This window comes from Anaerobacillus sp. QJM3NY_17 (genome assembly GCF_056173665.1).
Window position 1 is genome coordinate 971,187 of record NZ_CM149685.1, and the last position, 23,851, is coordinate 995,037.

Sequence of the window (23,851 nt, forward strand, 5' to 3'; positions counted from 1 at the left end):
AGATAGGAGGGATGTTGATGGAAAGTAAATCGGCATGGCTACTGATTGCAATCGGAGCTTCACTATGGGGAGTAATAGGGATTTTCGTAACGTACCTTTATGAGATAGGATTTACGCCGCTTGAAGTCGTAGCAATGCGAGTGTTAACGGCTTCCATCTTCATGGTCCCTTATGTTTTTATAAAGAATCGTCATCTGTTCAAAATAAAGGTGGGGGACTCCGGGTATTTCATAGGTACCGGTATTATTAGTATTGTTCTTTTTAATTGGTGTTTGTTCAGTTCTATGAAAGAGTCTTCTATTTCGATTGCATTCATCTTACTTTATACAGCACCGGCGTTTGTTACGATTCTATCTCGAATTCTCTTCAAAGAATCACTGACCGCTCGCAAGGTCACTGCCCTAATGATTACGTTGATAGGGTGTTCCCTTGTAATTGGAATCTTTTCTAGCTCCACCGCATCCATTTCGCTATATGGATTAATCGTTGGACTAGGATCAGGATTTTTCTATGCCCTTTACAGCATATTCGGAAAAGCAGCACTTTCGAAATATGACTCACTAACCGTTACGGTGTACACGTTTCTTTTCGCTTCATTCGCAATTGTCCCTTTCAGTGGATTAGGTTCGAGAGTTTCTACTTTGACCGATCTAAAAGTGGTAGGACTCGTAATCGGACTTGGCTTTCTTTCTACGATGCTCCCATTCATTTTCTACACGAAAGGTCTTCAATATGTGGAATCAAGCCGTGCCTCGATTATAGCAACGATTGAGCCAGTCGTCGCCTCTGTCATCGGGTTCTTCATTTTCAACGAAACCTTATCGACGTGGCAATATATCGGAATGATCATGGTGATCAGCTCTGTGATCATCGTGCAGGAATCAAAGAACCAAAAAATAAATCGCCCACAGCAATATAACCGTATCGAAGCGTGATTCATTTGACGGTGCCTGTCACGACTCGTTACCAAATGCAGTAAAGCCTATTTGGTGCGTTAGTTGAAAATCTTGAGGATATCTCGAGATCAAGTCTTCAGTAATTTCGGAGCAAGTTTTTAAGAACTAGAAGTACATTTTTTGTGAAATAAGTGTTCAAAATAAAGATTACTGCTGTAAAATAAGGTGTATTATATTGTTGAATAGATTCTCTTGTAAGAGAAGAAAAGTGGTGAGCAAAGTGGGAAGATATCAATTGGATCACAAAAGTAAGGTAGCTGTGACAAAGTTTCATGAGAAACAGCCGTCTGCTAAATTTGATAAAAAGAGTCATCTTGAAAAAATACGTGCGGAGTATTTAAAAAAGAAGCAAAAACAGACAGATAAATAATGTTGTGGAAAACAGAGGGAGATTAAATTCGTCCTATGTTTTTCTTATGACAAGTTATATTTCGATATTTTTTGCAAAGTTGGAGCTTTAATTGAATGAAAAAAAGGGGAACTCCATTCTCATTGGAGTTCCCCTTTTACAATTTAACGGTTTAAGCATGCGTGCCAAGCAAAGCATCGTTTGCTGAAACATAGTCATAACCAAGGTCACGTGCAACGGCTTCGTAAGTAATCGCTCCGTTTGCTACGTTCAATCCTTTTTCAAGTGCCGGGTTGCTTTGGATCGCAGCCGTTACGCCTTTATTTGCGATTTGGATCGCGTAAGGAATCGTTACGTTTGTTAGTGCGATCGTTGATGTTCTTGGAACTGCACCAGGCATGTTCGCTACGGCATAATGAACAACGCCGTGCTTTTCGTAAGTTGGGTTATCGTGCGTAGTAATGTGATCAACTGTTTCAATGATTCCGCCCTGGTCAATCGCAACATCGACAAGAACAGATCCAGGTGTCATGCTTTTCACCATTTCTTCGGTTACAAGCTTCGGAGCTTTTGCTCCTGGAATGAGTACGGCTCCAACAACAAGGTCCGCTTCTTTAACAGCTTGTGCGATGTTGAGTGGATTAGACATAAGCGTATTAATCGCATTTCCGAAAATATCATCAAGCTGACGAAGGCGCTCAGCGCTTAAGTCAAGAATCGTCACATCTGCGCCAAGACCCATCGCGATTTTCGCTGCGTTTGTACCTACAACGCCACCGCCGATAATGGTTACCTTGCCACGCTTCACTCCTGGAACGCCGCCAAGCAAAATGCCTTTTCCGCCTTTAGGCTTTTCAAGAATTTGTGCACCGATTTGAGAAGCCATGCGTCCTGCCACTTCACTCATTGGTGTTAGAAGTGGTAATGTTCCACGATCGACAACTGTTTCGTACGCGATCGCTGTTACGCCGCTATCTTTAAGAGCTTTCGTTAGTTCAGGCTCAGCTGCTAAATGTAGATAAGTGAAGAGAATGAGTCCTTCACGGAAATAAGTATATTCAGAAGGAAGTGGTTCTTTTACTTTCATCACCATTTCTTGATTCCAAACAACGGCTACATCTGTCGCAATTGTGGCGCCAGCTTCTCGATAGTCGATATCCTCGAAACCGCTTCCAATTCCTGCTTCAGTTTCAACTGTTACGTGATGACCAGCCTTTGTTAGTGCGATGACGCCTGCTGGAGTAATCGCTACACGATTTTCATTATTTTTAATTTCCTTTGGAATACCAATATACATCATTTCATCCCCTTAGCCTTAATTAATGATCAATTACCTACGATTATAGACGCCCTATTTGGATTTCACATTGTGTAAATAAAAGAAAATAAAAGGGGGTGTTTGTGTAATTACACAAACACCCTATAATTTCATTTGTTCTATTTTTAAATCGAGATAGATTGTGACTTTTTGATTAGCGTCTTTTAGATCAAGATTTGCTACATCAGTGATGCGTTTTAACCGATAGTTTAACGTATTCGTATGAACATGGAGAACCTGAGCCGCGGCCTTCACGTTGCTATCGTGCTGCAAATATACTTCTAGCGTTTCAAGTAGCTGTGTGTGATTAATGGCATCGTACTGCTTGAGCATTTCAATATAATTGTTTTGATAATGCTTGCGCTCTTTATAGAGAAGATCAATAAATTGATAGATCCCAAGATTTTGATAGCTATAAATTGACATCACTTCACGCTTGAATCGTTCTTTAATGGATAACACATGAAGTGCTTCACGGTAGCTATCTTTAATCGAAAGAGGACTTTGGTAGAGCGTACCAGCTCCGCCTTTTAGTGTATCAACACCAAGGCGATTACTAATTTTCTCAACAAACACCTGTACAAATTCTGATAGCTGCTCGGCCGTGTTTTTTTGATCAGTTGGTCGAACGAGCAGAATGAGCTGATTCTGATCCAACGTACTATAGATTAATTCGATTTGGTGAGAAGCCTGAATGTAATAGTTCATATGGCGTTCGAGCGATTGTTGAATTTCATCATTAAACTCAAAGACAACGATCGCCATTTCACCCTTTATCTTAATTTGGTAGGTGGAGGCTTGATCTAGTATATTTGCTTCTTTCGTATAATGTCCCGTAAGCAGTTTCCAGAAAAACTCGCGATGACCTTCTTCTGAATGTCGCTTCTTTATTTCAAGTTTAAGAATTTGATTTTTAACGACTTTAGCCGCTTTTTTTAGAAGCGCTAATTCTTCTTGCTTTACTTCCCAATTAAGTTGAGCCCAAATAAAGCCGAGAAGCTCTTCGTTTTTTCGAACCGATATGGCCACTCTTTGTCCTAGCCCTACTTCTGGGATCGCCGGGATAATAACCGGATCATCACTCTCAAATAGCTGAGGGATAATGCCTTTTTTCCATAGGCTTTTGATCACATCTTCTGGAACTTTTCGTTTCATGATAGTAGCAATACGAGCAGGGTCCACATTTTCATCGTGTGAACTATACGCTAGAATGCGATGATCTGAATCTTCAATCGTGACGGGGCAGCCAAGGTTTTCTCGAATGCAGTCAGCTAAATCTTCTAACGAACGGAATGGCCCCTGAAAAGGGTTATGACGTTCTTGATCGGTATGCATTTTCTACCACTCCTTTCTTATGACTCGTAAACGATGTCCTTACATTCATTACTTCTGATTAAGAGTATACAAGAAAATGAACACCTTTGTGGGATTTCACAAAGAGAAGTTAAGAAATTGTTAGGATTCACAAAGGAAAGTGGGCACGTATCATGGCCGAGGTGAGAAAAAATGACGAAAATAATAACCTATCAACCTATAAGTTCATCATTATTAAACTTTTAAAATAAATAGTATGACATAATTAAATTAATGTGTTATTCTGATAATCGAATCTAGTAGGGAGGCGTTGGATAAATGGTGGAGCAAAGTGCGATTCGATGGTTTCATGAAATAAGAAAGGAAGATATTGCTCTTGTCGGTGGTAAGGGAGCAAATCTTGGAGAGCTTACGCAGAGTGGTGTACACGTACCGCCTGGTTTTTGTGTAACAGCTGAAGCGTATGCCACGTTTATCTCTGAACGAGAACTTGATCAGTCGATTCTTCAAAAAATGAAGACGCTTGATTATGAAAATAATGATCAGCTTAATGAGGTGAGTGCTGAGATCAGGGAATGGATCCTACAGACAGATATGCTTGAATCTCATGAAGTAGAGATCCGAAATGCTTATGCAGCGTTTAGTGAGGATCTTAACGTAACGGACCCGTTCGTTGCCGTTCGAAGCTCGGCAACGGCTGAAGATCTTCCGGAAGCCTCTTTTGCAGGTCAGCAAGATACATATCTTGAGATTTCTGGGATTACAGCACTTCTTTATCACATCAAGAAATGCTGGGCGTCGCTCTGGACATCACGAGCTATTTACTATCGCGAAAAACAGCAGTTCAACCATTTCGATGTCTCTCTTTGTGCGGTCGTACAACTAATGGTGAATAGTGAAAAATCAGGTGTTATTTTTACAGCGAATCCAATTACGGGTGAACGAGAGCAGATGATGATTAATGCGAGCTGGGGACTTGGCGAAGCGGTTGTCTCAGGGATGGTTTCACCAGATGAGTACATCGTCGATAAGAGAACGTTTAAATTAATCGAAAAGCACGTAGCCGAAAAGAAAGTGCTTGTCGTAAAGAAAGCCAACGCAATCGGAACGGATACGGTTGCCGTGAAAGAATATTTAAGTGAGAAGCACGTCAATCAACAATGCTTAACGCAAGCTGAAATCGCTCAGCTTTCACGTGACGCTGTTCGAATTGAAGAACTTTATCAAACGCCTCAGGATATTGAGTGGGGCCTTGATTGCCAAACAAATGAACTTTACATTCTGCAAGCTCGTCCAATAACAACACTAAAAGAGGAGGAAACAAAAGTGGTTGAAAAGGTTGAAACGCCAAAGAAGATGCTCGTTCGAGGATTAGCTGCCTCACCTGGTTCTGCAAGCGGAAAGGTTCGTAAAATCAAAGATATTAGTGAAGTTTCTCTTGTAGAAGAAGGCGACATTCTAGTGACCATTATGACGAATCCAGATATGATTCCTGCTATGAAAAAAGCGGCAGCGCTCGTTACAGATGAAGGCGGACGGACGTGTCACGCCGCTATTGTTTCACGTGAATTCGGAATCCCGTGTATTGTTGGATCTTCGATTGCAACAGATGTGTTAATGGATGGAATGGAAGTAACGGTTGATGCGACGCGTGGAGTTGTATATGAAGGAATTCTAAATGACGCTGATCCAGCGAGTAAGAAAGAATCGGCTACTGAAGCGACGAACACCAACGAAGGGTTTAACGAAGCACTTCTTCATCAGCTTGCACCGATTACAGGAACAAAGATTTATATGAATCTCGGTGAGCCTGATCTAATCAATAAATACAAACACTTGCCGTTTGACGGCATTGGGTTAATGCGAACGGAATTTATTTTTTCAAATATCGGTATTCACCCGATGCATTTGCTTAAAACCGGACAAGAAGAGATGTTTATTGAAAAAATGAGCGAAGGAATCACGAAGGTGGCGCAGGATATTTACCCGAAGCCGATGGTTGTCCGTCTAAGCGACTTCCGCTCGAATGAATTTCGTGGCCTCATCGGGGGAGATGAAGTGGAACCAGTTGAAGCAAACCCGATGATCGGCTGGCGAGGTGTTTCACGCTATATTTCTCCTCAGTATGAAGAAGGATTCCGTTTGGAGTGTCGAGCGATTAAAAAAGTTCGTGATGAGTACGGCCTAATCAACGTTTGGACAATGCTTCCATTTGTTCGGACAACGTGGGAAGTGGAGAAAGTGAAGAAGATTATGGCAGAAGAAGGACTAGTTCAAAATCAGGAATTCAAGATTTGGATTATGGCGGAAGTGCCGTCTGTCATTTTTGAAGCGGAGGAATTCGCGCAGCTTGTGGATGGCTTCAGCATCGGAAGCAATGATTTAACACAGCTTATTCTTGGATCGGACCGTGACTCTGGCATTCTGAACAGCATGGGTTATTTCGATGAGAGAAATCCTTCCGTAAAACGAGCGATTAAACAGCTGATCCACGGAGCTCATAAGTATGGTAAAACCGTTTCTATTTGTGGACAGGGGCCGTCGACTTACCCTGAATTCACAGAGTTCCTCATTCAAGAAGGAATTGATAGCGTGAGCATTAATCCAGATACGGTGGCAGCGACAAGAAGATCAGTTGCGTCTGTTGAGCAGCGTATGATTTTAAATAAAATAAGAGGCTTGTAAATAAGCATTTACAAGGTGTAGCCGTACTGGTATTATATAACAAAATCAAGTGCGATGATGAGAAGAGTAGATGATGCGACCTTACACAGAGAGCTCCGGTAGCTGAAAAGGAGTGAAGGTAACATGATTGAACCAAACCTCTGAGCTGTACATCGGAACCGAACGTGGGGATGGTGTAACGGGAGCTCCCGTTAACGAGCTATGGTATAAGCAGCTTCTGCCGTACCTGATAAGAGTCATGTGGCGACACATGACTGAACCGGGGTGGCACCGCGATAAGCAATCTCGCCCCCGGGACTATACGTCCTGGGGGTGAGATTTTTTTATTGGTTAAAACTTATCGCGATTGGAGCTGACAAGTTATGAAGCGTCTTAGTACTATTCGGAAGAACGATCTATTGTTGCTTACAACAATGGGAGTGTCAAATATCGGAGGATGGGTGTACCATATTGCTCTCAATCTCATCATCTTAAATCAAACAGGGTCAGCTCTTGCTGTGACAGGGCTATACTTACTGAAGCCATTCGCAACTTTATTCACAAATCCATGGGCTGGAAGTCTAATTGATCGCGTGAACAAACGTTGGCTTATGATTGGGGTGAATGTCACTCAGGCATTAGTGATGCTTATTCTCCCGCTACTATCAAGCTTATGGATGATTTATGCTCTTGTATTTCTGATCAACATGGGTAGCTCGATTTTTCATCCAACATCAATGACTTACATGACGAAGCTTCTTCCTAAAGAAAGGCGAATCCATTTCAATTCTCTTCGAAGCCTGGTCGATTCAGGTGCATTTGTAATTGGGCCAGCGATTGCTGGTGTGCTATTTATTATCGGAACGCCAACCAATGCCATTTACCTTAATGCAGTTGCATTATTTCTTGCTGGCATGTTGTTTCTCTTGCTACCTGATATAGAAGCTGAAACTAGGATGAACATATCTGGTGTGATTTCATTTCAAATGATTAAAGAAGATTGGCGTGTTGTCTACATGTTTAGTCGAAGCGCTATTTTTGTGATTCTCATTTATTTTCTAGTGAGTGCGGTTGGCGTGATGAGTTGGGGAGTCGATTCACTTGAAGCGAGCTTCGCAACAGAAGTTCTTCATCTGACAAATACCGAATATGGTTTTCTCGTAAGTATCGCTGGAATCGGAGTTCTTTTGGGAGCCATTCTTAATACCGTTATTGCAGAAAAAAGAGATCCCCTGTCGTTAATAGGAGGCGGGGCCATTGTGCTTTCCATTGGGTATCTGATATTTGCTTTATCGTCATCCTTTCAGTTAGCTGCGATCGGTTGCTTTGTTCTTTCCTTTTCTCTTTCGTTCATGAATACTGGCTTTTACACTTTTTATCAAAACAATATTCCCGTTGATGTCATGGGGAGGATTGGCAGTTTGTTCAGCTGGCTTGAGGCGGTTTTTGTTATCGTCGTGATGATTGGCTGTGGCATCGCTGCAGAACTTATATCTATACGTTTTAGCGTTATAGTAGGTTCAAGTGTGATGCTAACCTTTGCATTACTTCTTTTAGGAGTTGTTTTGAATACGAGGTCGGTGAAAGTACACAGGATGGCTAAATAGTAGCCATCCTTTTCAATCAATTCAGGTGTTAAATAACGATCGAAAGGACAAAAGTCAAGGCAGAACACCTGTCTTGAATGAAAAGTAAATATTGCTTCTATTCTCACTGAGAAAGTTCATGGAATATCCAAAACTGTTTTTTTGTAAGCATTGTATTCACCTTTAGCGTTTCTCATAATGAAACTATACTGTTGAAGAATGTGATGAGTAGTGAAAGATTCACATATTTTATTCAGGTGTGTTTTCCGATTCCTTTTTCATATAGGAAACGGAGAATCATTCTGCCAGCAGAAATAACTAATGGAGGAACGATAATGAAAAAAATATTAGTTTTAACAATTGCGTGTTTACTCACATTTGGGAATATGACTTACGCCCATACTGGATTGGAAAGTTCTAACCCTGAAGATGGAAGTACAATTACAGAGGAGTTAGACATAGTAACCCTCACTTTCGAAACAGAAATTGAGGAAACAAGCTCTTTTGAATTACAAAATGCGAGTGGTGAAACCGTAGCAGTTGATAACATCACAATTGAAAACAACACAATGACTGGAACTTTTGATCAGCCAATTGAAAACGGAGAATATGAAGTGCCATGGAAAATTATTGGAGTTGATGGTCATCCAATTGAAGGAACGTTTTCTTTTTCAGTAGACGCACCTGAATCGGAAGTGAAGGAAGATGAGTCATCATCTGAAGAAACAACGAAAGATTCAGAAGAAGAAAAAGAGAAGGAAGAACAAATGAATAAAGAAGAAGAGACTAAGGCAGATACCGCTGAAGAAGAAAATTCTAGTGGTACAGTAATCGGCATCGTTATTGGTGTCCTGGTTGTTGTGCTTATTGGTAGCGTATTGTTAATGAGGAGGAAAAAATAATCAATGTTTTTCCTAACAGTAATCAGTGAAGCACTGCTTTATATTAGCTTTGCGTTACTGATTGCGGATTATCTTTTCTTATTTATTTCTCACGATAAAAAGCCGGTTATTCATGTTCCTAAGAAAATTCGCCTATTGGCTGCAGGAGGAATTGCGCTTTTTTCCTTCATGCCGATTTTGGATTTACTTCTTTATTTATATGATGACTATGGAATAGGGCAAGCTCTGTCGTCAGTATTATTCACATTTAAAGTAGGTCAGGCTTGGACTTTTACGGTTCTGCTGTCGATTATGTTAAGCTTATTTATTCTCTTCGTTGATGATGGGCAGGAGAAGAGATATCCATTCATTGGTATGGTTCTTCTTCTGTTTCTCATTCTAGCACTAGGGTGGGCGAGCCATTCAAGCTCTCTTCATCCAGTTAAAGGTTTCATTATTCACACGATACACTTTACGGCTGTTATTACCTGGGTAGGAGTACTTTTTGTCATAAGCTGGCTTTCAAAAAACGCGGCAAACTGGACGCAATTTCTGAGATGGTTTCATCCAACCGCTATTATCTGTTTCATAGTAGTAGGGATCACAGGGCTATTGTTAATGCAGTTCGTTATTCCATTACAAGATTATCCTGATGCATGGATGGTTTCTTACGGACAAAGCTTGTTAATCAAACACTTGCTCATTGTTCCACTACTCGGATACGCCTTTCTGAATGGTGTTATCATGAAGAAAAAGCTTAAAGAGAATAAATCGTTTGATCCAAGACCGTGGACAAAAGTAGAATCCGTTATGGTGTTACTGATTTTTGCCGCTACGGGTGCGATGAGCCACTCTTCACCTCCAAACAATCTGGCTTCTCTCATTCGTCTTGAAGGCGTATCACCGCTGTTTACGCTATTCACAAACGGATTAGTTCGACCTGGTGTCTCTATTGAATTAGTCGTTAACGTGAATACGCTATTGCTTGGCGCTTTAGCCGTAGTGTTTATAGTGGTGATGATTGCTGCATTTATGAAAAAGATGGCACCAATTTTTTCATTTCTAATGAGCGTGTTGTTTATCATATCAGCTTATTTAGCTTTGCTACAAAGCGTTCAAATGATGTAAATACGAACCCCCGAGAGCCTTGCTCTCGGGGGTTCGTATTTAATTTATCTATTAGCTATAATGGCTCTAGTTTTTAGATTTCCTTCTTTAACTACAACTTAGAAAACACCTAGACTGAAAAATGCGCGTTGATCCAAACGATGGTTCAACGGGCTACAAGTAAAACTATTTAAATCTTAAAATGCTGATTCTCGAGTAGGAGCACTTTTTCCGTCGTTTGGTGAGCTTGTTTTTTCGTATGCTCAACGAGATCATGAATGAGCGGACTGCACTTTTTAGCCCCATTGATGAGAAGCGGTACTCCGAGAGTATCGATGCCAAGCCCTCGAGAAAGACCTCCTCCTATTGACATAACAAACGGGACGGTTGGTGACGTGTTTGAGAGGATAATCTGATCATCTACTTGAAAATGGTCAAATAGCATTAAAGTCATATCATATAAAGCGGGCACGATCAGTTTCGACGATTTTTTGCCAATTGTGTAGACTTTATGGCCATCTGAATCCCGACCGTGGAAAAGGAGTCGTCCGGCGTCCTTTTTCGTTAATTTGTTAAAAAAGGGCACGGCAAGAACTTCTTCACTTGTTAAAGGAAGAGAAGAGGGCTTTAAAAGATGTAAATGAAAGGCTGCAGCTATTGATGTGGTGTGTGTCCCACCGTAGTCATGATAAATGTAAATCATATGCTCATCCCTGTAATTGAATTTACTAACAAGTATTACCTGATTAGCGGGAAACAATCCTTTGATCAACCTTTCAATTATAAAAACCGCTCAGTCAAATGACTGAACGGTTGAATGAAAAATGTTCGTTTAAGCATTAACAGACTTAGGCTGATTCCGGTTGTTTGCAACTGGAGCTTCATTCGATTGCTCGTATTCTTGTTGAGGCGCGGTCTTTTTCACAAAAAACGAAAGCACAAGCGCCACAATCGTGAGAGCAAGAATGACGAGAAATGCGATATTTACGCCATAAATATCTGGTCTTGAGATAGATGGCTGCTGCTGAGCCGTTTGAGCGGTCGTTGTCATGACCGTCACTAAAATCGCCGTTCCGACTGAAGCCGCAATCTGTCGCAGTGTATTATTCATGGCAGCCCCGTGTGGAATAAGGTGTTTCGGCATTTGATTCAATCCAGCCGTTGTGACCGGCATCATGACCATCGATAAACCAAACATACGAATCGCATACATTACTGTTAAGAACGTAATGGTTGTCGATGTATCGAGAAATGAGAAGCCGAGCGTTGCGCCAGTTACAATTGTTAAACCAACAATTGCAAGGAGACGCGCACCGATTTTATCAAAAATCCGTCCTGTAATCGGGGACATAAATGCTGTAATAACGGCCCCAGGAAGTAGGACAAGTCCGGACTCAAATGCGGTAAAGTCTCTCATGTTTTGCATATATAGTGGGATCAACGTTTCTGAACCAATTAATCCAAGAAACATCATCATCCCGATGATCGTCGTAATGGTAAAAATCTTATCTTTAAACACTCGAAACTCGAGCATCGGCTGTGAAAGACGTAGCTGTCTTAATATGAAAATCGTCAGCGTGACGACACCAACGATAAGAACGACGATCGTTCTCATGCTGCCCCAGCCTATGTTCCCTGCACTCGTGAACGCATAAAGCAATCCGCCGAAACCAATCGATGAAAGAATAATGGAGATCGGATCGACTTTTGGAAACGTGAGCTCTGTCACATTTTTCATAACGAAATAGGCAACTGCAATAATCATAATCGCGAGTGGCAGCATTGACCAAAAGAGTAAGCGCCATGAATAGGCAGCTGTAATCCAACCAGACAACGCGGGACCGATGGCGGGTGCAAATGAAATCACGAGCCCGATGTAACCCATCGCAGCGCCGCGTTTGTTCACTGGAAAAATCATCAGAAAGACGGTTTGCATAAGTGGCATCATAACCCCAGCACCGGCGGATTGAATAACACGCCCAATTAACAACATGCCAAAGTTCGGCGCGAATCCGCCAATAACCGTTCCCACTGAGAAAATACTCATCGCGGAAATAAAAAGCTGTCTCGTTGTAAATCGTTCAAGAAGAAAAGCACTGATCGGGATCATGATTCCATTCACTAGCATAAAGACTGTCGTCAGCCATTGTGCTGTATTCGCGGTAATGTTCATTTCCTCCATGATCGGTGGAATCGCCGTAATCATAAGAGTTTGGTTCAAAATTGTAATAAACGCTCCAGCTAGCAGAAGCGTCGCAATTAACACTTTATTATAAGGTTTAGTGGTCACGATAGGACTCCTCTCGCAATTTCTTATCATCTTCATTAGTAGTAGTTAAGTAGTTTTTCCCTCAATCAATTATCAAATTATACTCTCATCATCGTCTCGTTACAAACGTCTTGATTGTAAAAATTTCATTAAGGAGGAGGGGTGGTTATTCCATATAATGGTATAATTAGGTGTAATGATTCTAGTTAGCGAATAAACTTGGATTTTGTCCAATATATTTCGATTTTGGCCAATAAAACCGCAATTTGGCCAATAAATCTTGAATTTAGCCAATAAACCTGTCGCGGGCAAGCTCTCGCATGTTTTTTGGAGGTTCCTCCCTCTCCGATCTAGAAGTCTACAGGAGTGGCTTATGCTTATGGAAGAGAGTTGCGGACCATCTTCCATGATTTCGAGCCCATTGAGATTAAGAGAGCGTATCCTTCTAGTGGAACTTTTAGCGTAGAAGGTCTGTGGGCAGCGTTATTTAGAATACGAGATTAAATTAAAACTAATTGAGGTGACCACAATGAGGAAAGTAGAAGTTCAGGAGTTCAATGAAATTTGGCGTGAGTTGTTTTTGTTAGAAGCTCAGAAGCTTGAACGCGTATATGGCGATAATATGATCGAAGTTCATCATATTGGAAGCACCGCGGTTGAAGGGTTGAAAGCGAAGCCTGTGATCGATATCATGCCAGTTGTGAAAGATCTTAGTCTAGTGGATCAAAAAAATGAGTATATGAAAGAACTTGGATATGAAGCGCTTGGTGAAAATGGGCTGACTGGCCGCCGTTTCTTTCGGAAGGGTGGAGATCAGCGCTCTCATCATGTGCATCTATATGAATTAGGAAATCCGGACATTGATCGCCACCTGGCATTTCGAGACTACTTAATGGAACATCGGAGTGATCGCCTGAAATATGGACAGACAAAGGCTGAGCTAGCAATGCGTTATCCTGAGGATATGGAAGCTTATATTGATGGTAAGAATACACTTGTAAAAGATATAGAAAAGAAAGCACTCGATTGGTATGTATCAAAATAAATAGGTTATTGAAAGAAAGAGAGAAAGCGAGCTAGAAAATTGGCTGCTATTCTCTCTTTTTTATGTCTATTTATTTCTAATGAAAAGACAGAAATAGGTTGCATGACGAAGTGATAATGATTATCATTATAAATTAGATGCGTGTGGTAAGAGCGATTTAACCAAATCTAGTAAAGGGAAGAGTGAGATGAAGAAGAGATACTTAATTAGTTTATTTATTTTATTATCCTTTGTATCCCTGTTTATTGGGGTCAAAAGCATGTCACCTCTCGAGGTGTTTAATTTTACGGATGAGCAGAGTCAGGTGTTCTGGATTAGTCGGGTTCCTCGTCTCGTTAGTATTATTATTGCCGGGGCAAGCATGAGTATTTGTGGACTTATTATGCAGCAGCTTAGTCGTAATAAGTTTGTCTCTCCAACAACGGCGGGTACGATGGATGCTGCTAGACTTGGGATTCTCGTTTCCCTTATCTTATTTTCCTCCGCTAGCTTAATGCAAAAAATGATGATTTCGTTTCTGTTCGCTTTAGCGGGTACGTTCCTTTTTATGAAGGTGCTCGATCGAGTGAAATATAAGGATGCGATCTTCATTCCACTAGTAGGGTTGATGTTTGGGAATGTTCTCGGGTCAATTACTACGTTTTTCGCGTATAAGTATGATTTAATGCAGAGCATCGGTTCATGGCTGCAGGGAGATTTCTCAGTCGTATTAAAAGGACAGTATGAACTATTATACATAAGCGTTCCAGGACTTATCATCGCCTACATTTACGCCAATCGATTTACGATTGCTGGAATGGGTGAAGACTTCTCAGTTAATCTTGGCTTAAAGTATAAACAGATTGTTAACATCGGACTCGTTATCGTTGCTTTGGTGACGACGGTTGTGATGTTAACAGTAGGAGCCATTCCATTTCTCGGTTTGATTATCCCTAATATCGTCTCGATCATGATGGGGGATAATCTGAAAGCGAATCTGTTTCCAACTGCCATGTTGGGCGCAGTATTTGTGTTAATTTGTGATATTCTTGGGCGATTGATTATTTATCCATATGAGATATCGATTGGTTTGATGGTTGGTGTAATCGGAAGTATTCTATTCATTTACTTGTTGTTAAGGAGAAGAGCTTATGTCTAAACGTATGAAAAACAGTCTCCTTTTTGTGCTCAGTCTCCTGCTCATTAGCGCGTTTCTATTGATCGACCTGGGAGGAAATGTAGGCTATATTTTGCCGAGGCGTGCAATCAAAATTGTGGCTATTATTGTGACAGGAAGTGCCATTGCATTCTCTACGGTTATCTTTCAAACAATCACAAATAATCGAATTCTAACACCTAGCATTATTGGGCTTGATTCTCTCTATATGCTCATTCAAACCGTCATTGTCTTCTTATTTGGATCAATGAACATTTTAATCTTAAATAAAAATATTAATTTTCTTTTGTCAGTTGTCTTAATGATGGTGTTTGCAAGTCTATTATTTAAGCTCCTATTTCGAAAAGAAGGACAGAATATCTACTTCCTGCTTTTAATTGGATTAATCTTCGGTACCCTATTTGGAAGTCTCTCATCGTTCATGGAAATGTTGATCGATCCGAATGAATTTCAGGTTGTACAGGATCGGATGTTTGCGAGCTTCAATAATGTGAACACAGATGTCTTACTTGTATCGATTGCTGCTTTCGTCATTGTATTGGTTTATGCCTGGAAATACATAAAGTACTTGGACGTGCTATCACTAGGGCGTGATCATGCCGTGAATCTAGGCGTCGATTATGATCACATCGTGAAACGATTGTTAATTGTCATTTCGATTCTTGTATCAATTTCGACCGCACTAGTTGGCCCAATTACGTTTCTCGGACTACTCGTAGTCAATGTAGCACATGAGTTTCTTAAGACGTATCAACATAGCTATCTCATATCAGGATCAATTTTTATGAGCGTGATTGCTTTAGTCGGAGGACAGCTTATCGTCGAACGCGTTTTTACGTTCTCAACATCGATCAGCGTCATTATTAATTTTATTGGCGGCGTGTACTTTATTTATCTTCTACTGAAGGAGAGGAAATCATGATTGAAATCAAAAATGTCTCAAAATCATATGGTAAGAAAAAAGTTGTTCAGAACGTCTCTCTCACTGTTCAAAAAGGGACGATCACTTCCTTCATCGGTCCAAACGGAGCAGGAAAAAGTACGCTAATCTCAATGGTGAGTCGCTTGCTTTCATGTGATGAAGGAGAAGTTTACATCGATGGGAGTAACGTTACAAAAACGAAAAGCAATGAGCTTGCAAAGAAAATCTCGATATTGAAACAATCTAATGAGCTAAACGTTCGGTTAAAAGTACGTGAATTGGTTTCATTTGGTCGTTTTCCTTATTCCCAGGGACGATTAACGAAAGAGGACTGGGCGTATGTAGATGAAGCGATTCGCTATATGGAGTTGGAAGAAATCCAAGATCAATTTATTGATCATTTAAGCGGTGGTCAGAAGCAGCGGGCTTTTATTGCCATGGTTATTGCACAGAATACGGAATACATCATTCTTGATGAGCCGTTAAATAATCTTGATATGAAGCATTCTGTTCAAATTATGAAGGTGTTAAGACGCCTGGCTGATGAATTGGGAAAAACCGTCTTAATTGTGATTCATGATATTAACTTTGCATCGGTTTACTCAGACCAAATCGTTGCGCTTAAAAATGGATCGCTAATACGAGAAGGGCGAACCGAAGAGATGATTACGACAGAAGTACTGCAAGAAATTTATGATATGCATATTCCTATTGAACATTATGGTGATCACCGTATTGGAATTTATTTCTCATAAAATTCAAAATCTATATTGACAAATGATACTGATAATCATTATCATTAAGTTAAATGATTCTGGTCATTCTTTTTTATTGTAAATGATTGAGAATTGATATCAATTCTATCAACACTTCAAAAAAGAGATAAGGGGAGAAGAATAATGAGGAAATGGATTTTGATTTTAGCTCTATCAGCTCTAGCACTGATCGTATCTGCATGCGGTACGAATAATTCTGAAGCAACAGAAGCAAATGCAGAAGCGAAGGGATCATCAGAAACAGAAGAAGTAACCGTGAAGCACGACCTTGGAGAAACAACGGTTCAAAAAAATCCAGAGAATGTTGTTGTCTTTGATTTTGGTACACTAGATACTCTCGATAAACTGGGTGTAGAGGTAGCGGGTGTTCCACAAGCTAATATTCCATCTTACCTTTCAAAATATGAATCAGATACATACGAAAACGCTGGCGGTTTGAAGGAACCAGATTTTGAACAAATCGCAGAAATGAACCCAGGGTTAATTATCATTTCAGGCAGACAGTCGGATGCCTATGAAGAATTAAGTAAGATTGCACCAACGATTTATATGGGAGTCGATACAACAGACTATATTCCTTCATTCAAAAAGAATGTCACAACGCTTGGTGAGATTTTTGGGAAAGAAAAAGAAGCGGAAGAAGAATTAGCGAAAATTGATGAAGAAATTTCATCTGTTCAGGAGCTTACATCTTCTTTAGATGAGAAAGGATTAATAACACTCGTGACTGGTGGTAAGGTAAGTGCTTACGGAGCTGGGTCAAGGTTTGGACTCATTCATGATGTGTTAGGGTTACCTGAAGCGGATGGTGATCTTGAAGCATCGACGCATGGCCAAAGCATTTCATTTGAATATATCGCAGAAAAAAATCCAGCTTACCTCTTCGTTGTTGATCGTGACGCTGTTGTAGATGGAGCAGAAACATCGGCGAAAGAAGTAATAGAAAATGAACTTGTGAAAAATACAGACGCTTATAAAAATGATCACATTGTTTATTTAGATCCAAACTACTGGTACTTATCTGGTGGCGGACTGGAGTCAGTGACAGAAATGATTAGCGAGGTTAAAAAAGGAATCGAGTAACATGAAAGCCCCCTTCGAACGTTCGAAGGGGGTTTTTTGATTAAGGCTGATACACCTTACCATCCGCATCAATGTAAACCGTATGAAGAATGGTTCGCTCAAATGAAGCTCCTTTTTTAGTATCACCGTTCACATCAAGCATGATGTGATAAACGCCTTCACCAGCATTTTTAATAGGAAAGGACTTTTGAGCACTCAATTTTTCCTGTGACACTTTCTTTTGTTTCGTTTTTCCATTTTTACTATATTGAATCACAATATCTCCTTCGATTGAATCTTTCACTACATTGTTTTCGTCGATATTAAGCTTCACTACTTTTGCAGAGCTTTTCAGTTGGAGCTCTTGATTTAGTTCACTTTCATAAGCAACTTGCATCACGTAACTTTCTTTCTTTGATTGCTTTACTTTTAGTTTCCATGTGCCAGATTTAGGGAGGTCTACCTTCAGTTGGTGATGAAACGCTCCTTCAAACATCGCCTCATCTTGAGATGTTTCTGTCACCGCATACGTTTTCTGATCAGGCCCTTGAAGAGTGATCACCGAATCCTCGTTTTGACTCATCCAATCGAGCGTAATGCTTTTCGTATCTTCTTCTACATCAAACTTTTCCACTTGCGTTCCCTTAAATTCACCGCCCCGAATGAGGACATTAGCTTGATCAGAAGCAGCCGTTTCATTGATAGAAGTGCGCGGGGCAAAGGCAGGGATCGACTGTGTTAAGTAAGGTTCAAATAAGTTAAGCGTAGCGCTCCCAGTTCGAATGGACGAGTGATCCCAATTCCCGATGCGAATCTCATTTCCATAGGGAAGTCTCGAACTGTTCACCGTAACGGCGCCATCATTTGAGCCATATTGTCGTAAATACAAACCGCCCCAATAGAGCGCGCCACCGAAACTCCCCCAACTAGTGCCCCCAAACGTGTAGTAAGGTGTGGATGAAATGTTCGGTTTTGCATCAGTAACGGATCGGAAATAGCTCATATAGCCGGTCTGTAGTGAATAGGTGGCGTCATTTCGATTTCCGATAATTGCAGCTAACCACCCGGCCCAGCTGCTGTGGGCAAGATCAGCTAGCTGTGAACCTTTGTGTGGGGTGGAGAGGGTAATGACTTTATCAACATATTGCTGCGCATTTGCATGAACGATGGCAGCCTGTGCATCAACCCCACCTTTACTGTGGGTAACAAGAATCACTTTCTTCCCAAAGTACGCGTTGATCTCTGCTAGTTTGCTAGCAAGCAGCTGCCCGTTGTCCCACATGTTTTTCGTAGGGTATAAATCAATGAAAGCCGTTTGGTAGTTCTTGCTGTATGTAAGTTCATCCATATCGTTTTGATCAATCCAGGTGTTTGACGAGCTGTTCAATCCGTGTACAAATACGAGTGGAAGAGAGCCAGGCTTGACGGTCGTGGGTTCATCTCCAATGTACCATTCGCCGGGTGTACCAGTTGCATCACCTTTTCCTATAATGCCGGCTTGTGCGTCGTGAGCGAAAGGGGGAGCGAGCAAGAAGATCATCACCAATAGTGACACCAACCATTTCTTCATAAAGCCCTCCTATTTGAAATGAGTCTTATACCACTTCAACTATAAGAATATTCAGTTTATTAAACAAGGAGCGTTTTCACTAACTTACTTAGTTGGAGTATAGGTCAATAGAACGGCAATCGCTGTTCATTCGACGGGTTTCTATGAAGTTCTTACAAGTGTTTCCTCTCTCATTGAAAAGCTGTGTCAAAGGTACTATAACAACCTTCCAGAAAAAACGATCCAGACCTTTAAAGGTCTGAACCGTCAATTCTTAGTTTCTATTCGTTTTCTTTTTCAAGACCATTCTTTTCTATAATCGCATCAGAAAGGCGGAGTTGCTCTGTTACCTTTTCAATTTGATCATCACATTTCCTAAGCGATACTTTTTCTTCCGTAGAAACGTTATAGCACGTTCCGTTTCCAGCATCTTTTGTTAAATCAGCTTCGTAATAATAATCACGATATCGGAAAGACCCATCTCGAAATGCAGTGAGGTTTGGCTGATCATCAAGAAGAGAATTTCCCATCATATACGGCATTTCCATATTTAACATGTCGACAATTGTTGGGGCGATATCGATTTGCCCGCCGTTTTCTTTGATCACCTGGCCACTACCTTCATTCGGTTTCTTAATGAAAAGGGGTACTTGACGATCGAGTTCAAAAGCGTCTACGGCGCTTTCAACATTGGCTTCCTTTCTCATCTCGCTGCCTTCGTTCGTCAGTCCGCTATCATGGTCACCATAGAAGATCACGAGGGAGTCTTCCCACATCCCTTTCTGCTTTAACTCATCAACCATTAACCCAACGGCCTGATCGACATAATAAACTGTTTGATAGTACCGTTTTAACATCGGATCCTCATATCCCGATAAATCCAACTCTCTTTCTTCTTCCGGAATTTCATATGGCGTGTGGCTCGTTAATGCCACCATGAACGCAAAGTATGGTTCTTTTAACGTTTCCATATGTTCAATAGAGGTGGTCAGAAAGTTTTTATCATTTAAAGCCATGCCGATTTTTTTCTGATTAGGGTAATCTTTGTTGCTGAAGAATTGATTAAATCCGATATTCTCATACACTTTGTCGCGATTCCAAAATCCTTTGTCATACGCATGCATAGCTGCTGTGTCATAGCCATTTTCTTTCAGTAGCTCCGGTAATGATCCAAATTCATTTTCTGGAAAACGTGTATAAACGGATCCCGACTTCAAGGGATAGAGGGACGTATTAGTTATAAATTCAGCATCAGAAGTCCTTCCTTCATGTGTTTGATGATAAAACGAAGAGAAGTACAGCGTTTCTTCTTTTAGCTGATTTAAGTTGGGGGTCAGTTCTTTCCCGTTGATTTTCTGCCCAATGAGCGATCCTTGAAACGATTCCAATTGAACCAAAAGGATATTAGGTTTCTTAACGGAACCATCTTTGTTTTCTGCAGCGTTTTTCTCTAGCATTCTTTGTTGCGTTGCGGTTAGATCCTCTTCAGAGTTAAGCACCGCCATTACACCTCTCCAAAGATCAACACCGTGATAGCCCCAGAAACCAAGGTGATAGTAGTCCCGCATATCTGAGACGGATTGATTTGGCGACTGATCTTCTTTAACAGCGCTAAAAATTAACGGTGTCGCAAACAGAACGACTCCAATTAGAAATGTGGCACCTGCTGTTACTCTTCGTTTTTTCTTCGTTACTTCAAATGGTTTCTTTCTCGTGAAAAAGAGTACCAATAGAAAGATCACAACATCAGCGAAAAGGAAAAAGTCTTGAAAGCGAATCAGCGCCATAAAACCACCGCCGACATCACTCATTTGAAGCATTTGTGAAAAGAGTGAGACGGACAGCATATCTTCAAAGTATCGGTAGTACCAGAGATCGGATATAAGAAGAAGACTATGTAAAAACAACAGTGTCAGCCATATCCATCGGCGTTTCTTCCATTGAATCAGAAGTGTCCAGCTAGATAAAAGTAACATGCCGGCAAGATTCATAAGGAGAAAATCCAATGGAAAAGCTGTATTTGTATAGAAGCTAAATAGTACAAATTTTAGAACGGCGAGAAATAAATAGAAAGCATAGCCGAAAAATATCATGGGATCCTCCTAACGTCTGTCATCATTGTCGACTAATCTTTACCCAAAAATGCATGAGGAGGAACGTTAGAATGTGCTATAAGTGTATTTTTTCCATCGAGTGTAAGGAGCATGCGTCTTTTGAGGAGATTTTGAATCTGCATGTAGAGCTTTAATATGCCCTGGCTTGTTTACCCTCTGCCTCATACTGGGAATACCCTTCAAAAAGGAGTGGTACCGATGGCATTTGACTATGATCTTGATTTTGACAATATTAATTTTCGAGAGCAGCCTGAAAAATACCGCGTTGGACGCGGTGAGCAGGGGGTTCTGATGATAGAACCTTATAAAAGTGAGATCCTTCCACACTGGCGCTTTAAAACGCCTGATATTGCGAAGAAGTCTTCTGAAAAAATCTATCAAATGTTTCGAGACTACCAGGAAAATGATGATTTCGTAGGGATGGATATGGCGCGCAAATTTATTCAGATGGGCTATACAAGAGCTCGTCGCTATGCGAATTATAAAGGCGGCAAGAAATACGACAGCGACGGTGAGGTGAACGAGCGGGATATTGATGAGGAAAAAGCCGAATCAGCGAGGATTTTTGAAGAGAAGTGGAAGGTTGTCCGTACAGATGAAGCTTATTTAGAGAAGAAGAAGGAGCATCAGAAGAAGTACGGCTGATCCGAGCGATTACAGTGGTTTCGCGGAATTAATTTAAATATCGCGGAAAAACCGGTGTAATTCGCGGAATTAATGAGAAAAGCGCGGAATAAATTTGATTTTCGCGGAAATCTCCCCTTATAGGGGGCTTTATTATGATCTCTCTACTTATTAAGTATTGATATAGGTAATTGCTGAATGCAATGATAATAAGAAAGCCACGTCCTCAGGACGTGGCTTTTTGGTCGTTATCGTCTTAATTTCTGTAGTAAATGAAGAATCTCAATATATAACCATACGAGCGTAACCATTAGCCCGAATGCGCCATACCATTCAAGATGCTTTGGTGCACCGCGGTTTGCTCCCTTTTCGATAAAATCAAAATCAAGTACAAGGTTGAGCGCAGCGATGGCCACAATGAATAGACTAATGCCTATCCCTACGACGCCATTCGAGTGTAAGTAAGGAACGTTGGCGTTCAAGAAGAGATTCAGCCCAAGGTCAATAATATATACAACAAAAATCGCAAGTGTTGCGGATACGATCATTAATCGGAAGTTCTTTGTAACCTTTATAATGCGAGCAGCATAAAGGAAAAGCAGTACGCCCATTACTGAGAAAGTTAAAGCGGCGGCTTGAATAACGATTCCGGGATATCGGGCTTCTAGAATCGCGGATAAACCACCAATGGCAAAGCCTTCAAGCGTAGCGTAGATTGGGCCTGTGATCGGTGCAGCACGATGAAAGAATGCTGTAATTAGTGCAAAGATCAGTCCACCGATCGCACCAATGACCATCATCGTATACACATCTTCTCCTTGAGCATAGCGGTACCAGGTATAGATGGATGATCCGAGTAAAAAGAGGAATAAGAAGAAAGTCTTCGCTACCGTTCCTCCAATTGTCATCGCTTCACCTTGATCACGTGTTTTGTTAAAGGTATTATTTTTTAAAACGGGATTTCCGCTTCGCATCATGTATACTTCATCCTTTTCGTAAGAGTAGATTCATTCTAATAGATATGTTCCCAATTTTAATTCTAATCTAACTTACGATTAAAGAGCTGAGAAAGTTTCAGGTAGTATTTTCCTCATGAGAATGTGAGGGATGCCATCTTCCATAAAAACATCTGACTTTGTTTCGTAACCAAGCTTATGATAAAAGCCCTCTGCCTGTACCTGGCCATGTAGCTTTACATTCGTAATGCTTTTCTTGATGGCAAGTTCTTCAAGTTTATGTACGATTAAATTACCAATCCCAAGCTTGCGGTGTGACTGTAAAATACAAATACGTTCAAATTTCCCCACGCCGTCAACGATGCGCCATCTAGCCGTGCCCACTGCTTTTTCTTCATCAAGAACGAGAATATGTTCGGCTGTATCGAGTGAATCAAATTCGTCATACTCTTCATCCTCTGGCGTTCCTTGTTCGTCGATAAAAACTTCTTTACGTATCTTAAAGGCTTCCTTTAATGCTTCTTCTGTTTCTATTCTTACTGCAATCATTCGTTAATAGCCTCCTCATTCCAACCTATTGTATAGATTGAGTATAATCATTTTCTACGATATCTGTAAATGAAGACGATATGTTGATTTCTTGATTTTTGCTCAAACCGATCGATGATTTGAACCGGATAGAGCAAACTATAAGAATATGTATAAATCTAATCAAATTCGTGCATTCCTTATATGAGGAGTGATCGAAAATGCTATTTAACATTGTTGCTGCGTTTGTAATTCCGTGGATCGCTGGAATTTATCTTGTGAGAAAAGATTTTACGCTTTTTCTTCTGATTGCCCCTTTTGCAGCCTTTGTAGCGATTATTTTTGATGTGCTTGGAATACATTTTGATTTCTGGCGCATTGACCCTGAATATGAAATGGAAACCATTGCAGCGATGCCGATGTATTTTGGTGTTTATCCGATTCTAGCAGGCTTTTTGTTTCTAACTATTAAACGAACTTCCTTTCATCCTCTCGTCATTATCCTACTTTTTTCTCTGATCACCACGATCATTGAGGGGATTGGCGTATGGATTAATCTCGTTCACTATTCTAATGGGTGGACGATCTACTGGACATATGTTTCATACTTGCTTGCCTATCTCGTATGCTATGGATACTTTTTATTATTAAAAAGGCACGTGCCGATATAATGAA

General features: G+C 40.7%; 21 protein-coding genes and 1 other annotated feature. Of the genes, 13 read left to right on the forward strand and 8 right to left on the reverse strand.

Annotation, left to right across the window (positions count from 1 at the left end):
* Positions 1-17: 17 nt before the first annotated feature.
* The gene (locus AC0VYV_RS05240; RefSeq protein WP_475366757.1) at positions 18-935 is read left to right on the forward strand and encodes a DMT family transporter; all 918 of its coding nucleotides are present in this window, start codon (positions 18-20) and stop codon (positions 933-935) included.
* 256 nt (positions 936-1,191) lie between these two features.
* On the forward strand, positions 1,192-1,326 hold the full coding sequence (locus AC0VYV_RS05245) for a hypothetical protein (protein ID WP_430243909.1): 135 nt from the start codon (positions 1,192-1,194) through the stop codon (positions 1,324-1,326).
* Between the two features lie 151 nt (positions 1,327-1,477).
* On the opposite strand, the gene ald is transcribed toward AC0VYV_RS05245, so the two are convergent.
* Positions 1,478-2,602, reverse strand: coding sequence for an alanine dehydrogenase (ald, locus tag AC0VYV_RS05250; RefSeq protein WP_430243572.1), 1,125 nt, complete (start codon positions 2,600-2,602; stop codon positions 1,478-1,480).
* Between the two features lie 123 nt (positions 2,603-2,725).
* Positions 2,726-3,958 carry a PucR family transcriptional regulator gene (locus tag AC0VYV_RS05255; protein ID WP_475374534.1) on the reverse strand — a complete coding sequence of 411 codons (1,233 nt, stop codon included), beginning with the start codon at positions 3,956-3,958 and terminating at the stop codon, positions 2,726-2,728.
* Between the two features lie 297 nt (positions 3,959-4,255).
* Between AC0VYV_RS05255 and ppsA the strand changes: the two genes are divergently transcribed.
* The 4 genes from ppsA to AC0VYV_RS05275 all read left to right on the forward strand — a co-directional run bounded on the left by ppsA (position 4,256) and on the right by AC0VYV_RS05275 (position 10,196).
* Positions 4,256-6,622, forward strand: a complete 2,367-nt coding sequence (gene ppsA / locus AC0VYV_RS05260; RefSeq protein ID WP_475374535.1) for a phosphoenolpyruvate synthase — start codon at positions 4,256-4,258, stop codon at positions 6,620-6,622.
* Positions 6,623-6,667: 45 nt separating this feature from the next.
* Positions 6,668-6,918 (forward strand) — a binding site (T-box leader).
* Between the two features lie 66 nt (positions 6,919-6,984).
* Positions 6,985-8,208, forward strand: coding sequence for an MFS transporter (locus AC0VYV_RS05265; RefSeq protein ID WP_475368544.1), 1,224 nt, complete (start codon positions 6,985-6,987; stop codon positions 8,206-8,208).
* Between the two features lie 314 nt (positions 8,209-8,522).
* The gene (locus tag AC0VYV_RS05270) at positions 8,523-9,089 is read left to right on the forward strand and encodes a copper resistance CopC family protein (RefSeq protein WP_475374536.1); all 567 of its coding nucleotides are present in this window, start codon (positions 8,523-8,525) and stop codon (positions 9,087-9,089) included.
* Positions 9,090-9,092: 3 nt separating this feature from the next.
* Entirely contained in the window at positions 9,093-10,196 is a 1,104-nt protein-coding gene (locus AC0VYV_RS05275) for a copper resistance D family protein (RefSeq protein ID WP_475368546.1), read from the forward strand.
* A gap of 169 nt (positions 10,197-10,365) precedes the next feature.
* Here AC0VYV_RS05275 and AC0VYV_RS05280 read toward each other — a convergent pair whose 3' ends face one another.
* Positions 10,366-10,878 carry a DUF3189 family protein gene (locus AC0VYV_RS05280; protein WP_475374537.1) on the reverse strand — a complete coding sequence of 171 codons (513 nt, stop codon included), beginning with the start codon at positions 10,876-10,878 and terminating at the stop codon, positions 10,366-10,368.
* A 129-nt stretch (positions 10,879-11,007) separates the two neighbouring features.
* Positions 11,008-12,465: an MDR family MFS transporter gene (locus AC0VYV_RS05285; protein WP_475374538.1), complete on the reverse strand. Its 1,458-nt coding sequence runs from the start codon at positions 12,463-12,465 to the stop codon at positions 11,008-11,010.
* Between the two features lie 508 nt (positions 12,466-12,973).
* Here AC0VYV_RS05285 and AC0VYV_RS05290 point away from each other — a divergent pair.
* From AC0VYV_RS05290 to AC0VYV_RS05310, 5 genes are all read left to right on the forward strand, one after another.
* A complete protein-coding gene (locus AC0VYV_RS05290; protein ID WP_475374539.1) occupies positions 12,974-13,489 on the forward strand; it encodes a GrpB family protein in 516 nt (171 codons plus the stop codon).
* A 187-nt stretch (positions 13,490-13,676) separates the two neighbouring features.
* Positions 13,677-14,627: an ABC transporter permease gene (locus AC0VYV_RS05295; protein WP_475374540.1), complete on the forward strand. Its 951-nt coding sequence runs from the start codon at positions 13,677-13,679 to the stop codon at positions 14,625-14,627.
* A complete protein-coding gene (locus AC0VYV_RS05300; RefSeq protein ID WP_475366765.1) occupies positions 14,620-15,567 on the forward strand; it encodes an iron chelate uptake ABC transporter family permease subunit in 948 nt (315 codons plus the stop codon). Before AC0VYV_RS05295 ends, AC0VYV_RS05300 begins: the two co-directional genes overlap by 8 nt.
* Positions 15,564-16,322, forward strand: coding sequence for an iron ABC transporter ATP-binding protein (locus AC0VYV_RS05305; protein ID WP_475374541.1), 759 nt, complete (start codon positions 15,564-15,566; stop codon positions 16,320-16,322). Before AC0VYV_RS05300 ends, AC0VYV_RS05305 begins: the two co-directional genes overlap by 4 nt.
* Before the next feature lie 144 nt (positions 16,323-16,466).
* Complete coding sequence (locus AC0VYV_RS05310; RefSeq protein ID WP_475374542.1) at positions 16,467-17,426, forward strand: siderophore ABC transporter substrate-binding protein; 960 nt, start codon at positions 16,467-16,469, stop codon at positions 17,424-17,426.
* Between the two features lie 40 nt (positions 17,427-17,466).
* Here the strand turns inward: AC0VYV_RS05310 and AC0VYV_RS05315 are convergent, their stop codons facing one another.
* Both AC0VYV_RS05315 and AC0VYV_RS05320 read right to left on the reverse strand, forming a co-directional pair.
* Positions 17,467-18,975, reverse strand: coding sequence for a PGAP1-like alpha/beta domain-containing protein (locus tag AC0VYV_RS05315; RefSeq protein ID WP_475368552.1), 1,509 nt, complete (start codon positions 18,973-18,975; stop codon positions 17,467-17,469).
* A gap of 260 nt (positions 18,976-19,235) precedes the next feature.
* Complete coding sequence (locus AC0VYV_RS05320; RefSeq protein WP_475374543.1) at positions 19,236-21,047, reverse strand: LTA synthase family protein; 1,812 nt, start codon at positions 21,045-21,047, stop codon at positions 19,236-19,238.
* A gap of 219 nt (positions 21,048-21,266) precedes the next feature.
* Between AC0VYV_RS05320 and AC0VYV_RS05325 the strand changes: the two genes are divergently transcribed.
* Positions 21,267-21,713 carry a DUF4385 domain-containing protein gene (locus tag AC0VYV_RS05325; protein ID WP_430245684.1) on the forward strand — a complete coding sequence of 149 codons (447 nt, stop codon included), beginning with the start codon at positions 21,267-21,269 and terminating at the stop codon, positions 21,711-21,713.
* Between the two features lie 227 nt (positions 21,714-21,940).
* Here AC0VYV_RS05325 and AC0VYV_RS05330 read toward each other — a convergent pair whose 3' ends face one another.
* Together AC0VYV_RS05330 and AC0VYV_RS05335 are read right to left on the reverse strand one after the other, a co-directional pair.
* Positions 21,941-22,666, reverse strand: a complete 726-nt coding sequence (locus AC0VYV_RS05330) for a Bax inhibitor-1/YccA family protein (protein WP_475374880.1) — start codon at positions 22,664-22,666, stop codon at positions 21,941-21,943.
* Positions 22,667-22,747: 81 nt separating this feature from the next.
* Entirely contained in the window at positions 22,748-23,194 is a 447-nt protein-coding gene (locus AC0VYV_RS05335) for a GNAT family N-acetyltransferase (RefSeq protein ID WP_475367460.1), read from the reverse strand.
* Positions 23,195-23,397: 203 nt separating this feature from the next.
* Here AC0VYV_RS05335 and AC0VYV_RS05340 point away from each other — a divergent pair, with 203 nt between their 5' ends.
* A complete protein-coding gene (locus AC0VYV_RS05340) occupies positions 23,398-23,847 on the forward strand; it encodes a CBO0543 family protein (RefSeq protein ID WP_475366770.1) in 450 nt (149 codons plus the stop codon).
* Positions 23,848-23,851 lie beyond the last annotated feature (4 nt).

What these genes read in the sequence shown, in the direction of transcription:
- AC0VYV_RS05295 (WP_475374540.1), top strand. Translation starts at nt 13,677, where the DNA reads ATGAAGAAGAGATACTTAATTAGTTTATTTATTTTATTATCCTTTGTA.
- AC0VYV_RS05315 (WP_475368552.1), bottom strand. Translation starts at nt 18,975, where the DNA reads ATGAAGAAATGGTTGGTGTCACTATTGGTGATGATCTTCTTGCTCGCT.
- AC0VYV_RS05340 (WP_475366770.1), top strand. Translation starts at nt 23,398, where the DNA reads ATGCTATTTAACATTGTTGCTGCGTTTGTAATTCCGTGGATCGCTGGA.
- AC0VYV_RS05325 (WP_430245684.1), top strand. Translation starts at nt 21,267, where the DNA reads ATGGCATTTGACTATGATCTTGATTTTGACAATATTAATTTTCGAGAG.
- AC0VYV_RS05310 (WP_475374542.1), top strand. Translation starts at nt 16,467, where the DNA reads ATGAGGAAATGGATTTTGATTTTAGCTCTATCAGCTCTAGCACTGATC.
- AC0VYV_RS05305 (WP_475374541.1), top strand. Translation starts at nt 15,564, where the DNA reads ATGATTGAAATCAAAAATGTCTCAAAATCATATGGTAAGAAAAAAGTT.
- AC0VYV_RS05270 (WP_475374536.1), top strand. Translation starts at nt 8,523, where the DNA reads ATGAAAAAAATATTAGTTTTAACAATTGCGTGTTTACTCACATTTGGG.
- AC0VYV_RS05255 (WP_475374534.1), bottom strand. Translation starts at nt 3,958, where the DNA reads ATGCATACCGATCAAGAACGTCATAACCCTTTTCAGGGGCCATTCCGT.
- AC0VYV_RS05280 (WP_475374537.1), bottom strand. Translation starts at nt 10,878, where the DNA reads ATGATTTACATTTATCATGACTACGGTGGGACACACACCACATCAATA.
- ppsA (WP_475374535.1), top strand. Translation starts at nt 4,256, where the DNA reads ATGGTGGAGCAAAGTGCGATTCGATGGTTTCATGAAATAAGAAAGGAA.
- AC0VYV_RS05290 (WP_475374539.1), top strand. Translation starts at nt 12,974, where the DNA reads ATGAGGAAAGTAGAAGTTCAGGAGTTCAATGAAATTTGGCGTGAGTTG.
- AC0VYV_RS05240 (WP_475366757.1), top strand. Translation starts at nt 18, where the DNA reads ATGGAAAGTAAATCGGCATGGCTACTGATTGCAATCGGAGCTTCACTA.
- ald (WP_430243572.1), bottom strand. Translation starts at nt 2,602, where the DNA reads ATGTATATTGGTATTCCAAAGGAAATTAAAAATAATGAAAATCGTGTA.
- AC0VYV_RS05320 (WP_475374543.1), bottom strand. Translation starts at nt 21,047, where the DNA reads ATGATATTTTTCGGCTATGCTTTCTATTTATTTCTCGCCGTTCTAAAA.
- AC0VYV_RS05300 (WP_475366765.1), top strand. Translation starts at nt 14,620, where the DNA reads ATGTCTAAACGTATGAAAAACAGTCTCCTTTTTGTGCTCAGTCTCCTG.
- AC0VYV_RS05275 (WP_475368546.1), top strand. Translation starts at nt 9,093, where the DNA reads ATGTTTTTCCTAACAGTAATCAGTGAAGCACTGCTTTATATTAGCTTT.
- AC0VYV_RS05330 (WP_475374880.1), bottom strand. Translation starts at nt 22,666, where the DNA reads ATGCGAAGCGGAAATCCCGTTTTAAAAAATAATACCTTTAACAAAACA.
- AC0VYV_RS05265 (WP_475368544.1), top strand. Translation starts at nt 6,985, where the DNA reads ATGAAGCGTCTTAGTACTATTCGGAAGAACGATCTATTGTTGCTTACA.